The 14059-nt window shown below is 61.0% G+C and carries 16 protein-coding genes; 8 read left to right on the forward strand and 8 right to left on the reverse strand.

Going from position 1 to position 14059, the window contains the following annotated elements:
• The first annotated feature begins 71 nt into the window (after positions 1 to 71).
• The 5 genes from GA830_RS09200 to GA830_RS09220 all read left to right on the forward strand — a co-directional run bounded on the left by GA830_RS09200 (position 72) and on the right by GA830_RS09220 (position 4329).
• Positions 72 to 539 carry an Lrp/AsnC family transcriptional regulator gene (locus GA830_RS09200; RefSeq protein ID WP_195161590.1) on the forward strand — a complete coding sequence of 156 codons (468 nt, stop codon included), beginning with the start codon at positions 72 to 74 and terminating at the stop codon, positions 537 to 539.
• 132 nt (positions 540 to 671) lie between these two features.
• Entirely contained in the window at positions 672 to 1718 is a 1047-nt protein-coding gene (locus GA830_RS09205; RefSeq protein ID WP_195161591.1) for a TRAP transporter substrate-binding protein, read from the forward strand.
• A 162-nt stretch (positions 1719 to 1880) separates the two neighbouring features.
• Positions 1881 to 2405 carry a TRAP transporter small permease gene (locus tag GA830_RS09210; protein ID WP_195161592.1) on the forward strand — a complete coding sequence of 175 codons (525 nt, stop codon included), beginning with the start codon at positions 1881 to 1883 and terminating at the stop codon, positions 2403 to 2405.
• Positions 2402 to 3724, forward strand: a complete 1323-nt coding sequence (locus GA830_RS09215; protein WP_195161593.1) for a TRAP transporter large permease — start codon at positions 2402 to 2404, stop codon at positions 3722 to 3724. The genes GA830_RS09210 and GA830_RS09215 overlap by 4 nt, the downstream gene beginning before the upstream one ends.
• Before the next feature lie 155 nt (positions 3725 to 3879).
• The gene (locus GA830_RS09220; RefSeq protein WP_195161594.1) at positions 3880 to 4329 is read left to right on the forward strand and encodes a DUF302 domain-containing protein; all 450 of its coding nucleotides are present in this window, start codon (positions 3880 to 3882) and stop codon (positions 4327 to 4329) included.
• 47 nt (positions 4330 to 4376) lie between these two features.
• Here GA830_RS09220 and GA830_RS09225 read toward each other — a convergent pair whose 3' ends face one another.
• The 6 genes from GA830_RS09225 to aztA all read right to left on the reverse strand — a co-directional run bounded on the left by GA830_RS09225 (position 4377) and on the right by aztA (position 10442).
• Positions 4377 to 4712, reverse strand: coding sequence for a TIGR01244 family sulfur transferase (locus tag GA830_RS09225; RefSeq protein ID WP_195161595.1), 336 nt, complete (start codon positions 4710 to 4712; stop codon positions 4377 to 4379).
• A gap of 113 nt (positions 4713 to 4825) precedes the next feature.
• The gene (locus tag GA830_RS09230) at positions 4826 to 6907 is read right to left on the reverse strand and encodes a 3-hydroxyacyl-CoA dehydrogenase NAD-binding domain-containing protein (protein ID WP_195161596.1); all 2082 of its coding nucleotides are present in this window, start codon (positions 6905 to 6907) and stop codon (positions 4826 to 4828) included.
• 10 nt (positions 6908 to 6917) lie between these two features.
• Positions 6918 to 7709 (reverse strand): 3-oxoadipate enol-lactonase, encoded by a 792-nt coding sequence (pcaD, locus tag GA830_RS09235; RefSeq protein WP_195161597.1) that lies wholly within the window; start codon positions 7707 to 7709, stop codon positions 6918 to 6920.
• Between the two features lie 77 nt (positions 7710 to 7786).
• A complete protein-coding gene (gene aztC, locus GA830_RS09240) occupies positions 7787 to 8725 on the reverse strand; it encodes a zinc ABC transporter substrate-binding protein AztC (RefSeq protein WP_195161598.1) in 939 nt (312 codons plus the stop codon).
• Between the two features lie 27 nt (positions 8726 to 8752).
• Positions 8753 to 9619 (reverse strand): zinc ABC transporter permease AztB, encoded by an 867-nt coding sequence (gene aztB / locus GA830_RS09245; RefSeq protein WP_195164869.1) that lies wholly within the window; start codon positions 9617 to 9619, stop codon positions 8753 to 8755.
• Positions 9612 to 10442 carry a zinc ABC transporter ATP-binding protein AztA gene (gene aztA, locus GA830_RS09250; protein WP_195161599.1) on the reverse strand — a complete coding sequence of 277 codons (831 nt, stop codon included), beginning with the start codon at positions 10440 to 10442 and terminating at the stop codon, positions 9612 to 9614. The genes aztB and aztA overlap by 8 nt, the downstream gene beginning before the upstream one ends.
• 148 nt (positions 10443 to 10590) lie before the next feature.
• Here aztA and GA830_RS09255 point away from each other — a divergent pair, with 148 nt between their 5' ends.
• A complete protein-coding gene (locus GA830_RS09255) occupies positions 10591 to 10980 on the forward strand; it encodes a Fur family transcriptional regulator (RefSeq protein WP_258045389.1) in 390 nt (129 codons plus the stop codon).
• Between the two features lie 129 nt (positions 10981 to 11109).
• Here the strand turns inward: GA830_RS09255 and map are convergent, their stop codons facing one another.
• Both map and GA830_RS09265 read right to left on the reverse strand, forming a co-directional pair.
• Positions 11110 to 11883, reverse strand: coding sequence for a type I methionyl aminopeptidase (gene map, locus GA830_RS09260; protein WP_195161600.1), 774 nt, complete (start codon positions 11881 to 11883; stop codon positions 11110 to 11112).
• On the reverse strand, positions 11880 to 12089 hold the full coding sequence (locus GA830_RS09265) for a ParD-like family protein (RefSeq protein ID WP_195161601.1): 210 nt from the start codon (positions 12087 to 12089) through the stop codon (positions 11880 to 11882). Before GA830_RS09265 ends, map begins: the two co-directional genes overlap by 4 nt.
• A gap of 291 nt (positions 12090 to 12380) precedes the next feature.
• Between GA830_RS09265 and GA830_RS09270 the strand changes: the two genes are divergently transcribed.
• Both GA830_RS09270 and GA830_RS09275 read left to right on the forward strand, forming a co-directional pair.
• Positions 12381 to 13493, forward strand: coding sequence for an NAD(P)/FAD-dependent oxidoreductase (locus GA830_RS09270; protein ID WP_195161602.1), 1113 nt, complete (start codon positions 12381 to 12383; stop codon positions 13491 to 13493).
• A gap of 31 nt (positions 13494 to 13524) precedes the next feature.
• Positions 13525 to 13869 (forward strand): RidA family protein, encoded by a 345-nt coding sequence (locus tag GA830_RS09275; protein ID WP_195161603.1) that lies wholly within the window; start codon positions 13525 to 13527, stop codon positions 13867 to 13869.
• Positions 13870 to 14059 lie beyond the last annotated feature (190 nt).

A 14059-nucleotide genomic window follows, 5' to 3' on the forward strand; every position in this document is an offset into this window, starting at 1 on the left:
GCAAAGTGCTTGCAATCGCGAGCATTTCCATAGATTGTATGCACAGTTTTTGCGCAAAATGAGGGGATTGCATGGCAAGCACGCATCTGGATGCGTTTGATCGCAAAATATTGATGCTTTTGCAGGAAGATGCGCGTTTAACCAACAACGACATCTCGGAGCGGGTGAACCTGTCGCCCTCGCAATGCTCGCGGCGCCGCCAGCGGCTGGAGGAGGAGGGCTATATAAAGTGCTACCGTGCCGTACTCGACCGCGACATGTTGGGCTTTTCTCTGGTCAATGTCATCACGGTTACGCTGGCTACCCACAACCGCGACAATGCCCGCCGCTTCGCCGAGCTTCTGGCACGGCTGCCTCAGGTGCAGGAGGCACATGCGCTCACCGGCGAGATGGATTATATCCTCAAGGTTGTCACACAGGATCTCAAATCGCTGTCAGAATTTGTCAACGACGTACTGCTCCCGCACGATTCCGTCCAGCACGTCAAAACCGCGATCGTGCTCCAGACGCTCAAGGAGACCGGTTCGCTGCCGCTGTGACACGCGTTACAAAATTAAAAAACATTCCTCCTTTATTGTTACATAATTTCGCCTAAAGTCGCGTCTGGACGCGCATGCTGCCCGCACCGTACTGTGGCAGTCCGTATCTGAAACAACTGGGAGGAAAGTTTCATGAAATATCACTCAATTCGCAATCTGGTTCTTGCCGGTGCGCTCACCGCGCTCGGCGCCATCACTGCTGCTGGCTCGGCCTTTGCGCAGGATGTCACGCTCCGGCTGCACCAGTTCCTGCCACCGCAGGCCAATGTGCCAAAGCTGGTGCTCGACCCATGGGCCGACAAGATTGAGAAGGAATCGGGCGGCCGCATCAAGATCGAGCGCTATCCAGCCATGCAGCTTGGCGGCACGCCGCCGCAGCTTTACGATCAGGCCAAGGATGGCATCGTCGACATCGTCTGGACTTTGCCCGGCTCCACGCCCGGTCGGTTCCCCTCGACCGAAGTGTTTGAACTGCCCTTCATGATGACCAATGCCGAGGCCACCTCGCGCGCCTATTGGGATCTGTTCGAGAAGGAAATGAAAGACACCGAGTTCAAGGATACGCATGTCCTCGGCGTCTGGGTCCATGGTCCCGGCGTGCTTCACACCAAGTCACCGATCACCAAGCTGGAAGACCTCAAGGGCATGAAGGTGCGCGCGCCAACCCGCATCATTAATGCGCTTTTGGGCCAGCTCGGCGCCACGCCCGTCGGCATGCCGGTGCCACAGATCACCGAGGCCCTTTCCAAGGGCGTCATCGATGGTTGCGTCATCCCCTGGGAGGTCACCCCGGCGCTGAAGGTGCCGGAGCTTGTCTCCAACCACACCGAGTTTGGCGGCGACCGCGCATTCTACACCACCACCTTCGTGCTGGCCATGAACAAGGCCAAGTATGACGCGCTTCCTGATGATCTGAAAAAGGTCCTGGATGACAATTCCGGGCAGGAGTTCGCAGCCTTCGCTGGCAAGACCCAGGCCGGCGCCGATGCTCCAAGCCGCAAGATCGCGGTTGATCGCGGCAACAACATCATCGAGATCAGCGCCGAGGATACCGAAACCTGGAAAAAGGCCGCCGAGCCGGTCTACGCCCAGTGGATCGAGGAGATGAAGGCCAAGAACATCGATGGCCAGAAACTCATCGACGAAGCCCACGCGCTGATCGAGAAATATTCCAAGTAGGCGTCAAAACATTTCCTCTCCCCGCGCAAGCTGGGGAGAGGTCGCACCGCGCAACCGGTGACGGAGAGGGGGCTAGCCGCGCAGACAATGCTCATCAGCAGCAAAGTGTCCGCGCCCTGGCTTCCGGGCAAACAAGGGCCGCACAAGCGGCCAGGGGAACACATGTCTGCATTCATGCATGGGCTGGCCAAAACCCTTGCCGTCCTTGGCGGTATCGTGCTCGTGGCGGTAACGGCGATGACCGTTGCCTCCATCACCGGGCGCGCACTTATCTTCATGGGCCTTGGTCCGGTGCCGGGTGATTTCGAGCTGGTGCAGGTTGGCGTCGGCTTTGCCGTCTTTGCGTTCCTGCCCTGGTGCCAGCTCAACCGCGGCCACGCCACGGTGGATATTCTGGCGCCGCTGATGTCGGGCCGGGTGAACCGCCTGATCGACCTCATAGCCGAACTGCTGATGACAATCGTCCTCGCCCTCATCGCCTGGCAGCTTTATTACGGCATGATGGACAAGCTCGCTTACACCGAAACCAGCTTCATTCTGCAATTCCCGATCTGGTGGGCCTATGCCGCCTGTCTGGTGGCAAGCGTCGGCGCTGTCATCGTGTCGGTTTACATGGTGTTTTTGCGCGCTGCCGAGTTGAGCTCAGGCGTCCTTCATACCGCGTCCGGACAAGGGGCCTCTCATTGACCAGTTTTGAAATCGGCCTCTGGTCATTTCCGCTCCTTCTTGCGCTGATCTTCATGCGCATTCCTATCGGCCTCGCCATGCTGGTCTGCGGGCTGGGCGGCAGCTGGATTCTGTTTGGTAATGTGTCGCCGGTCCTGGCTAAACTGAAGAACGAAACCTATTCCACCTTTTCGGGCTATTCGCTCACCATCGTGCCGCTGTTTCTGCTGATGGGCCAATTTGCCACCTTGGGCGGCATGTCCCAGGCCCTTTTCAAGGCCGCTAACACCTGGCTGGGCCATCGCCGCGGCGGCGTTGCCATGGCGGCGGTGGGTGCCTGCGCCGGCTTTGGTGCCATCTGCGGTTCGTCGCTGGCAACAGCCGCCACCATGAGCCAGGTGGCGCTGCCCGAGCTGCGCCGCTACGGCTATTCAGGCGCTCTCGCCACCGGCACGCTGGCTGCTGGCGGCACGCTCGGCATCCTCATCCCGCCTTCGGTCATCCTCGTCATCTATGCAATTCTGGCCGAGCAGAACATCGCAAAACTGTTCGTCGCCGCTTTCGTGCCGGGCGTTCTGGCGGCCTTGGGCTATATGATCGCCATTTCCATCTACGTGCGCATCTGGCCCAAATCAGCGGGCATGGCAGAGCGCGCGCCTTACCGTGAGCGCTGGCGTGCGTTGATCGATGTCTGGCCGGTCATGGTGGTATTCTTTTCGGTCGTCGGCGGCATCTATCTCGGCGTCTTCACGCCAACAGAGGGGGCGGCGGTCGGCGCCGCCGGCACCGGCATCATCGCCCTCATCAATGGCGGCCTGACCCGTCAGACGTTCGTTCAGTCCATCATGGCCACCGCCACCGCCACTGCGATGATCTTCTTCATCGTGCTGGGCGCAGGCTTTTACAATTCCTTTCTTGCCATGGCGCAGGTGCCCCAGATGATGGCCGGCTTTGTCACCGAGCAGGGTTTTAATCCCTGGCTGGTGATGACGCTGATCCTGCTTCTCTATCTTCTGTTCGGCTGCGTCATGGACTCACTGTCGATGATCCTGCTCACCATCCCGATCTTCTTCCCCATTGTCACCGCGTTGGATTTTGGGCTGGCACCGGAGGAATTTGCCATCTGGTTCGGCATCCTGGTGCTGATCGTCGTCGAGGTCGGCCTCATCACGCCGCCGGTCGGCATGAACCTCTTCGTCATCAACCAGATGGACCGGCAAACGCCCATCTCCGCCACCTATCGGGGTGTTATGCCCTTCATCGCCAGCGACATCATCCGCGTCGCGCTGCTGACCCTGTTCCCCGCCATCTCACTGTTCATGGTGCGCTGGCTCTACTAGTCCCTCAAGGCTTGGTGCGCAGGCTCCAGTGCGCCAGCTCGCTCAATCGTGATAGGGTCGTTTATCTTGAAACTTGGTGTTGGCGCTCCAACTGCGTAATCATGGGCAGCCTCGAGACCTTTTCCCCGGTCCCATTGTCCGCAAGGAGTATTTTTATGAAACGTTTTCTCACCGCTTTGTCCATTTTAGCAGTTTCGACGGTCCTCGGACATGCATCCGGCGAAAACTGGATCATCAAGGATACCAAATCCCCGGTCGCTGAAACCGTGCAGAAACTGGTCGCCGCCATCGAAATGGCAGGCAGCAAGGTGTTCGCGACCATCGATCACGCCGCCGGGGCGAAAACCGTTGGTTCAGATCTGGAGCCCATGGTGCTGGTGATTTTCGGCAATCCGAAGGTTGGCACACCCATGCTGGAGGCGGATCGTCATGTTGGCATCGACCTGCCGGTCCGCGTGCTGGTCTGGGACGAGGACGGCAAGACGCATATCGGCTACGAAGACCCGCAGAGCATGAAGACCATGTATGGACTTGACGGAGCGGAAGGCTCGCTCTCAGCCTTGAGCGGCGCACTGGAAAAACTCACCACTGCGGCTGCGCAATAGCAACTGCTTAAGGCGCGGCGGGAACGCTCCTGCCGCTTCCCCGCATGTCAGGCGTTGACCGCCGCCCCATAAATATTGGTCGAGCGCGTTCCTGAGCGGCAATAGGCAAACACCGGACGGCTCGCTCCATCCAGCACCCTGCGCATCGCTTCAACATCGGCCTCGGTCATCGGCTGGGTGCTGCCGAAGGGAATATGGTGAAACGCCATTCCCTCGGCCTCAACAGCCTCCCGGATAGCGGCGACAGAGGGCTGGCCCGGATCTTCATCGTCGGGTCGGTTGCAGATCACCGTGCTGTAACCTTCAGCCTTCAGTGTGGCAGCATCCGATGCCTGGATCTGGCCCGAAACGGCGTAAGTGTCATTGATTCTACGAATATCCATGGGTGCGGTCCTGCTGTCTGGGTCATGCGGTCACGCGTCCTGACCGGCACTTTCGTCAATGTTGTGCCATCACCCCCGGTCGCCGGCAACTGGCGGCGCGCATATTGGCGCAATCAGCTTCTGGTCAGGGCATCTGCCAGCGAGAGCTTGCGCCGGGCCGCGTCCACCAGAAGAGAGGACGGCGCGAAGATGGCCCTGCCGGTGGTCTCGTGCCACCGAGCCAGCGTCGCAACAATCTGGTCGATCCCCAGGCTCTGCGCATAAAACATCGGCCCACCCTTGGCGACCGGGAAGCCATAGCCATGCACCCAGACGATATCGATGTCGGATGCACGAGTGGCTATGCCTTCCTCAAGAATCTTCGCGCCCTCATTGATCATCGGGTAGAGCGTGCGCTCGATAATCTCCTCGGCAGTGATGTCACGCCGGTCCACACCCTCGCGTCGTGCGGTCTCGCGGATAAGCGTGTCCACTTCAGGATCGACATGAGGCGTGCGCGCGCCGCTCTCATACCGATAAAATCCCTTCGCGGTCTTCTGCCCTAAGCGCCCCGCCTCGCACAGCGCATCGGCAATAGCTGCGGTCTTTCCCTGTGCCTTTCGGTTGCGCCAGCTGATATCGAGCCCCGCAAGGTCAAGCATCTGGAACGGGCCCATCGGCCAGCCGAAGTCGGCAAACACCTGGTCGATCTGTTGTGGCGAGGCGCCCTCCAGAAGCAGCGCCTCAAGCTCTGCACCGCGTGCCGCCAGCATGCGATTGCCCACGAACCCGTGGCACACGCCAACCACCACGGCCACCTTGCCGATGCGCTTGGCCAGCGCCAGCATCGAGGCAATCACCTCCGGGTCGGTCTTTTCCGCCCGCACGATCTCCAGAAGCCGCATCACATTGGCTGGCGAAAAGAAGTGCGCTCCCACCAGGTCGCGGGCCCGGCCCGTTGCAGCTGCAATCGCGTTGACGTCCAGATACGAAGTGTTGGTTGCCAAAATGGCGCCCGGCTTGGCGACCGCCTCAATCCTGGCAAACACCTCGTGCTTGACCGCCATGTCCTCGAACACCGCCTCGACGATGAAATCACAATCGCCGAGATCGGCATAATCCGTGCTGCCGGAAAACAGCGCCATGCGCTGGCTGGCGGCGTCCTGCGTGAGTGACCCGCGCGATACTGAAATGCCGTAGTTCTTTTCGATCGTCGCCAGTCCACGCGCCAGCGCGTCCGCATTCATCTCCACCAGTCGAACCGGAATGCCGCCATTGGCCAGCGCCATGGCAATGCCGCCACCCATGGTTCCCGCCCCGATCACGCCGGCGCGTTTGATGTCTCGTGGAGTGATATCGCGACCGATACCCGGAACCTTGGTCGCCTCGCGCTCAGCAAAGAACAGATGCCGTTGCGCCCGCGATTGCTCCCCCTCCATAAGCGTCACAAACAGATCCCGCTCTGCTGCCAGCGCCGCATCAAAGGGCAGGGTGGCCGCATTGCGCACCGCTTCGATACAAGCCAGCGGAGCGTGCAGCCCGCGCGCCTTCCGGGCAAATTCGGCCGCGGCCGCTTCCAGCGCCGCAAGGTCGGTTGCCTCTATGGTGTCGCGTCGGTCCCGCACAGGCTGTGGCGCCAGCCCTTGCTGTGCCTTGGCAGTCGCAAAGGCCATCGCCTCCTGCACCAGATCATCCCCGGCAATCAGGTCCACAAGCCCGAACTCGTGCGCCTTCTGCGCGCTGATCGGCGTGCCGGAAACGATCAGTCCAAGCGCTGCTTGCGCGCCGACCAGATAGGGCAGACGCACCGTCCCGCCCGCACCCGGCAACAACCCAAGCTTCACTTCCGGCAGGCCAAGTTTCGCCGCCCTGTCAGCGACGCGAAAATGGCAGCCAAGCGCCAGTTCCAGCCCGCCACCCAGTGCTGTTCCGTGGATGGCAGCAACCGTCGGTTTCTTGATCGCCTCGATCATCGCGATAAGCGCCCGCAGGTCCGGTGCCTGCATGGGCTTGCCAAACTCGGTGATATCGGCCCCCGCCACAAATGTGCGCCCCGCACAGGCAATCACGATGGCGTCAACATCATCATTGTCGCGCGCCGCTTCCAACGCCTTGTAGGCACCATCCCGCAGCGCATGGCTGAGAGCATTGACGGGCGGATTATCAAGAACGACAAGCGCGATCCTGTTTTCAATTGTGGTGGTGGATACTGACAAAAAACTCTCCTTAAGCAGCTACTGCGTCGAGAAACCGCGCAATCAGCCTGGCTGCTTGTTCAGGTTGCTCGACGCAGGGGATATGTCCTGCATTTTCGATGATGTGAAATTGCGCGCCGGTGATCATCTCAGCCATGGCGCGAACGAGATCAGGCGGCGTCGAGGCGTCGTCCGCACCGACCAGGCACAGCACCGGCAGTTTCAGCGCGCGCGTCGCTTCCGTCAAATCGCAATCGCGAACTGCGGCGCAGCTGGCAACATAGCCTTCGACAGGCTGGCGCGTCAGCATGGCCCGGCAGCCATCGAACAGGGCGTTGTCAGGCCGACGGAACGCCGCCGTGAACCAACCATTGAGGATCATCTCCGCCAGCGATCCGATGCCATCGCGGCGAACCGCCTCGATGCGCGTGTTCCAGCTTTCGTCGGTGCCGATCTTTGGCGCTGTATCGCACAGCACCAGCGCCGAAACGCGTTCAGGATGCAGCGCTGCGAGTCCCTGCGCGATCATGCCACCGATCGAAAGCCCCACCACCACCGCGCGGTCGATTCCGCAATGGTCCAACAGTGCCACGAGGTCGTCCACATGGTCGGTCATCGCGCCCGGTGCTGGCGTCTCCTGCGAAAGCCCGTGGCCGCGCTTGTCATAGGTCAGGATACGGTAGCGGTCGCGAAAATGGTCGGCCACCGCGTCCCAGATGCGAAAATCCGTACCCAGAGAATTGACAAAGACCAGCGCCGGCAACGCGTGCGCGCCGCTGGTCTGATAGTGCAACGCCACCCCGTTGACCCGCGCAAATTCCATGATCGCCTCGTTCCCACCTTGCATCTTCTATGCGGGAAACCGGCATCCAAGGTCAACGGGAGAGCCCCGAACCAAAATCAGTTGGTTGCGATTGCCCCGCTCAGCGTCGCCATGTTGTGGCGCATCATGTCGACATAGGTGCTGGCAGGGCCGTCGACGCCCGACAGCGCGTCGGAATAGAGCGATCCGCCGACCTTGAGGTTGGTTTCAGACGCGATCTGCTCAATCAGCCGCGGATTGGAAATAGTCTCGACGAAAATCGCCGAGGCCTTGTCCTCGCGCACCTGGGTAATCAGCGCCGCAACATCGGCGGCAGACGCTTCTGCTTCAGTGGAGATTCCCTCGGGTGCCAAAAATGTAAGCCCATATTCATGCGCGAAATAGCCGAACGCATCATGCGAGGTAATGACCGTGCGCCGCTCTGCCGGAATTTTTTCCACCGCCGCCCGCAGCTCCGCGTCGAGCGCCTTCAGCTCGGTCGTGTAGCGCTCAGCATTTTGCGTATAGGTGGCGCAGCCTTCCGCATCGGCGGCGCAAAAAGCGTCGGCAATGTTCTTCACATAGATTGTGACATTGGGCACCGACTGAAACGCATGCGGATCGATGTCGCCATGGTCATGGCCTGTATGCGCTCCTTCGCCGGCACCATGCGCTTCTTCTTGCATGGCAAGCGGCGTCACGCCCTTGGTCAGTTCCACGATTGCCGCCTTGGTGGCGCTCGCTTCCACCAGCCGCTGCAAAAAGCCTTCAAAATGCAGGCCGTTCACCAGCACCACATCGGCACCCGCCATCGCCACTGCGTCGGTCGGCTTGGGCTCGTAGACATGCGCATCCCCGTCCGGACCCACCATGGTGGTCAGGTCGACGCGTTCGCCGCCGACATGTCTGGCAAGGTCGGCAATAATCGAAAAGCTTGCCACGACCTTCAGTTCGGCAGCCATCGCTGGCAGTGCCGTTGCGGCCATCACGGAAGCGGCGGCAATCAACAATCGAGCGCGGCGTTTCAGCAGGGACATATCGAAAACTCCTGTGGGTTGAAAATGTCAGGCAATCCGGTGGCGCTGATGGCGCACCCGCGAACGCACCACGCCGCGCGTCCCGATCACGATGGAAGCAAGATAGACAGCGCCCGCCGACAGGATAATCGACGGTCCTGATGGCAGCGAAAAGTGATAGGAGAGCAACAGCCCGGCCACGCAGGCCGCCATGCCGATCACCACCGACAACACCACCATCGGCACCAGCTGCACGGTCCAGAATCGCGCCGCCGCTGCGGGCAGCATCATCAACCCCACCGAGAGCAGCGTGCCCAGAGCCTGGAAACCGCCTACCAGATTGAGCACCACCAGCCCCAGAAAGATGAAATGCACCGGCGTGCCGAGGCGGCTGACCGAGCGTAAAAACAGCGGGTCGAGACATTCGGCCACCAGCGCCCGCCAGAACACCGCAAGCCCCAGAAGCGTCACCGCCGCTATCAGCGCGATCAGCGTCAGCGCATCGTTGTTCAGGGCCAAAACGGTGCCAAACAGAACATGCATCAGGTCCACGCTCGATCCGCGTAACGAAACCATCATCACGCCAAGCGCCAGTGAGATCAGGTAGAAGGCGGCCATCGAGGCATCCTCCTTCTGGATCGTGAAGCGCGACACCGCGCCCGCGCCCAGCGCCACCACGATCCCGGCAACAAGCCCGCCAATTGTCATCGGAATGATCTGCAATCCGAACAGCAGAAAGCCGGCCGCCGCCCCCGGCAAAATGGCATGCGCCATCGCATCGCCGGTCAGGCTCATCCGCCGCAGCATCAGGAACACGCCAACCGGGCACGAGCTTAGTGCCAGCAAAAGCGCGCCCGCCAGCGCGCGCTGCATGAAAGCGAAATCGACAAAGGGCGCGATCAGGAAATCATACATGGCCGCGTTTCCCGTTGCCGGCATGGTCGTGGCCGTGGTCGTGCCCATGGATGTGGTCATGCCCGTGGCCATCGTGGCCATGCCCATCCTCACCCGCGTCACACCAGGGCGCATCATCGCTCCACGCTTCGTTGAAGCGGCGCGCGGTCAAAAGGTTCTTTGCCGTCAGCGTCGTTTTCGTGTCGCCCCAGGCCACCGGCTGGCGCGCCAGAAGCAGCGTCTCGGGAAAATGTGCACGTACCAGTTCAAGGTCGTGCACCACCACCATTACCGTGCGCTCTTCGCCATGCCAGCGCTTGATCAGGGCTATCAGATCCCCTACCGTTTTGGCATCGACAGCGTTGAAGGGCTCGTCGAGCAGGATCAGATCCGCATCCTGAACCAGCACGCGCGCAAACAGCGTGCGCTGCAGTTGCCCGCCAGACAGGGTGTCTATCGGCCGGTTTTCAAACCCTTCCAGCCCAACCGCACTCAACGCCTCGGAAATCCCCCTGCGATCCTCAGTGCGGATGCGGCCCAGAAGCCCGCGCTTTGGCCACAGGCCAAGCGACACCAGATCGACCACGCGAGCCGGAAAGCTGCGATCGATTTCAGATTGCTGCGGAAGATAGGCAATGCGCGATCCCGCCGCGCGAACAACACTGCCCGACATCGGTTCGAGCACGCCCACAATGCCCTTCATCAAGGTCGATTTGCCTGACCCGTTGGGTCCCACCACCGCCGTCAGCGAACCGCGCTTCACCGCACCATCAAGATGATGCACGGCCGGGTGGCTGGTATAGCCCAGCGTCAGATCGCGAAAAGTCAGGCTGGCAAGTGTCATGCGCGTTCCCATGGCAGCGCCACCAGTGGCCGCGCTTCATGGCAGAATTGATAATGTAACGTTATTACATATGTCAATCGCCTATGTTATGTTATTGTGTATCATCCGTCGTGCCGCTATCCTGTGGCAGCCAGGGAGCGAGAACAAATTGACGATTGCCGACCTCACCAAAAACCAATCGCTGGTTCTCAAGGCGCTCACCGGCGCCGGCGGGCCCCTCAGCGCCTACACCATCCTCGACCAGTTGCGCGATGACGGCTTTCGCGCTCCGCTTCAGGTCTATCGGGCGCTGGAAAAGCTGCTCGAGCGCGGGCTGGTCCACCGCCTTGAAAGCCTCAATGCATTCGTCGCCTGCGCCCATGATCATGACCACACGCATGGGCTGACAGCCTTCGCCATCTGCGAAAAATGCGGCCAGGTCAGCGAATTCTGCGACACCACCGTCGAACACCGCCTGCGCGACTGGGCCCAGAAATCCGGCTTCCACGCCACCAAAACCACCATCGAAATCCGCGGCGCCTGCGGCGCCTGCGCTTAGAGCAATTCGAGGAAAAGTGCGCAGCGGTTTTCCGTCCGGAATTGCCCAAAAAAAAACGGCTCTAGCCACCCCGGCGCGGGGAAGGCGAAATGCTAGCCGAGCTGGCAGATATCACGATGCCGCCCCCACTCAACGGGCGCCCAAAACCCTCTCGTCAGGGCGCAGCGTCAGCACGCTTGCTCCGGTCGCGGTCACGGCCACCGTGTGCTCGAACTGCGCCGATAGCGAGCCGTCTTTGGTCACCACGGTCCAGCCATCCGCTTCGGTGCGCACGCTCTGGCGGCCACGGTTCAGCATCGGCTCGATGGTGAACACCATGCCTTCGCGCATCTCCAGTCCGGTTGCGGGTTTGCCGTAATGCAGGATCTGCGGTTCCTCGTGCATCTCCCGGCCAATGCCATGGCCGCAGAATTCGCGCACGACCGAATAGCCATTGCGCTTGGCGTGGCGCTCGATGGCATAGCCGATATCGCCAAGACGGGCCCCGGCGCGCACCGCCTCGATGCCCTTCCACAGCGCATCATAGGTGGTTTTCACAAGCTTGCTGGCGGCCGGGTTCACCGTACCCACCATGTACGTCTTGCTGGAATCGGCAATAAAGCCATTCTTCTCAAGCGTGATGTCCAGATTGACAATGTCGCCATCACGCAGCACGTCGGCGTGTGAAGGCACGCCATGGCACACCACATGATTGATTGAGGAATTGAGCACGAAGCCATAGCCATACTGCCCTTTGCTCGCCGGTCGCGCACCGAGCTCGTTGACAATAAAATCTTCCACCACCGCATTGATCTCAAGCGTCGTCACCCCAACAAGATCGATGCGGTCCAGCATGCAAAACACTGCTGCCAAAAGACGTCCCGATTCTGCCATCAAGGCCAGTTCATGCGGTGTCTTGGTCACGCAGCACCCGACAGGGACGGTACCGTAACGCCGGCGGCATGCATTTCGCGCTGGATGATTTCGGTGAATCCAAGCGTGGGGTTGGCCTCGCACAACATGCCGATTTTGATCCAATAGGCCGCCTGCGCATTGATCGAGCGACAGGTCACCTTGCTCGCCTTGCGCAATTGTTCGTGCAGGTCATCGTCAAGCGTCACAATACCCATGTGAGCCTCCTATATGAAATGTATATGTTTCATATAGTCGGAGTGTGGCTCTGCCAAGTGCCAATGCGTGGATGCCGGTAGGCAGAATGTCGTTCAGCGCGCCACTGGCACTTAAGCCATCTTCTGCGTCGGCGTCATCTGACCGTTGCCAATTCAGCCTACAGGCGACACCGGGCGTCAACCCGCTTCGCGCCACCTCCAAAATCCGCTGGCCCACCATCCCCCTCTGGAAATCTCGAACCTGACCCGCTAGACCACCGGCGGGACAAGATCACAAGGCGCTGCTTCCTCATGCGACATATCGAGACCGACATCGCCATCATCGGCGCCGGCATCGCCGGTGCTGGCGTTGCTGCCGAACTGGCGGGCGAATTCAGGGTCACGCTTATCGAGCAGGAAGATCGCCCGGGCTACCACTCCACCGGGCGGTCGGCCGCCATCTTCATCCGCAATTATGGCAATGCCACCATCCGCGCGCTGAGCCGCGCCAGTGTGCCGATGTTCGAGGCTGCCGGCGCGCCCGATTTTTCCGGCCCGCTGCTCACCCAGCGCGGCCTTCTCACGATTGCCAGTGAAGCCAGCATCGATGATTTTCGCGCCCTGATGTCAGAGGCAGACGGGATGGTCGAAATAACCGTCGATGAGGCCTGCGCCATGGTGCCGGTGCTACGCCGCGAAAAGATCGTGGCTGCAGCCTTCGAACAGGACGCGCAGGATATCGATGTCGCAGCCCTTCACGATGGCTGGCTGCGCAAGGCCAAAAAGGCTGGCGCTGAGCTAATCACCGGCGCGCCGCTGCTGCGCGGCTCCCGCAACGATGGCGGCTGGGATCTCGAAACGGCAGACACCCGCATCCGTGCCGGCATCATCGTCAATGCCGCCGGCGCCTGGGCCGATCACGTCGCCACGGCCTGCGGCGTCGCACCGCTCGGTCTCCAGCCGATGCGCCGTTCTATGGCCGTCATTCCGGCGCCCGAAGGCATCGATCTCTCACGCTGGCCGCTGGTCGATGACGCCGCCGAAAGCTGGTACTTCAAGCCCGAAGGAACAAAGCTTTACGTGTCGCCAGCCGAGGAAATCCCGGTCGATCCGCATGATGCCTTCGTCGACGACATGGTGCTGGCAGAAGGGCTCGACCGCTTCGAGCAGGCCGTCAATATCCCTGTCACCCGCGTGGAGCGCAGCTGGGCCGGTTTGCGCACCTTTGCACCCGACCGCACCCCGGTCGCCGGCTTCGACAGCACCAGCGAAGAGTTTTTCTGGCTGGCCGGGCAGGGCGGCTATGGCATCCAGACCTCGCCTGCGCTGTCGCGTCTCGCGGCCCTCTCCATCCGCCGTGCCTTGCTGCCGGCAGATCTCGACGCGCTTCTTCCGGCCCTCTCGCCGGACCGGCTGCGCGCCTAATTTTCCACTCTAGCAACCAAGGACAAAAACAATGACCATCCGTCGCATCGAAGCCGGCCCCCGCATGAGCCAGGCTGTTATCCACGGCAACATCGTTTATCTCGCCGGTCAGGTCGGCACGGCAGGTGCCAGCGTCACCAAGCAGACCGAAGACGTGTTGGCCTCCATCGACCGCCTGCTCGCTGAAGCCGGCACCGACAAGTCGAAAATCCTTCAGGCTATCATCTGGATGGCTGATATGACCGATTTCGCCGAAATGAATGCCGCTTGGGACAAATGGGTAGACGGCCCCAATGCCCCAGCCCGCGCCACCGGCGAAGCCAAACTCGCAACCCCTGACTACAAGGTCGAGATCATCATCACCGCTGCGATTTGATTGTAGCGCAACATTTCCTCGCCCCCGCAATTGCGGGGGAGAGGTGGCTTGGGCAAAGCCCAAGTCGGAGAGGGGGCTTTTCTACAGGCACGCCGCAACGCAATTGTCAGCGCCCCTCTCCGTCACGCTTCGCGCGCCACCTCGCCCCCGCAACCGGGGCGAGGAACTGAAGAGGCGCTAGGCAAAAACC

The sequence above is a fragment of the Mesorhizobium sp. NBSH29 genome (genome assembly GCF_015500055.1).
Lineage (GTDB): Bacteria > Pseudomonadota > Alphaproteobacteria > Rhizobiales > Rhizobiaceae > Neomesorhizobium.

Excerpts from the sequence above, each read along its gene's own strand:
- GA830_RS09200 (WP_195161590.1), top strand. The coding sequence starts at position 72 with ATGGCAAGCACGCATCTGGATGCGTTTGATCGCAAAATATTGATGCTT.
- GA830_RS09205 (WP_195161591.1), top strand. The coding sequence starts at position 672 with ATGAAATATCACTCAATTCGCAATCTGGTTCTTGCCGGTGCGCTCACC.
- GA830_RS09210 (WP_195161592.1), top strand. The coding sequence starts at position 1,881 with ATGTCTGCATTCATGCATGGGCTGGCCAAAACCCTTGCCGTCCTTGGC.
- GA830_RS09220 (WP_195161594.1), top strand. The coding sequence starts at position 3,880 with ATGAAACGTTTTCTCACCGCTTTGTCCATTTTAGCAGTTTCGACGGTC.
- GA830_RS09225 (WP_195161595.1), bottom strand. The coding sequence starts at position 4,712 with ATGGATATTCGTAGAATCAATGACACTTACGCCGTTTCGGGCCAGATC.
- pcaD (WP_195161597.1), bottom strand. The coding sequence starts at position 7,709 with ATGGAATTTGCGCGGGTCAACGGGGTGGCGTTGCACTATCAGACCAGC.
- aztC (WP_195161598.1), bottom strand. The coding sequence starts at position 8,725 with ATGTCCCTGCTGAAACGCCGCGCTCGATTGTTGATTGCCGCCGCTTCC.
- aztB (WP_195164869.1), bottom strand. The coding sequence starts at position 9,619 with ATGTATGATTTCCTGATCGCGCCCTTTGTCGATTTCGCTTTCATGCAG.
- aztA (WP_195161599.1), bottom strand. The coding sequence starts at position 10,442 with ATGACACTTGCCAGCCTGACTTTTCGCGATCTGACGCTGGGCTATACC.
- GA830_RS09265 (WP_195161601.1), bottom strand. The coding sequence starts at position 12,089 with ATGGGTATTGTGACGCTTGACGATGACCTGCACGAACAATTGCGCAAG.
- GA830_RS09270 (WP_195161602.1), top strand. The coding sequence starts at position 12,381 with ATGCGACATATCGAGACCGACATCGCCATCATCGGCGCCGGCATCGCC.
- GA830_RS09275 (WP_195161603.1), top strand. The coding sequence starts at position 13,525 with ATGACCATCCGTCGCATCGAAGCCGGCCCCCGCATGAGCCAGGCTGTT.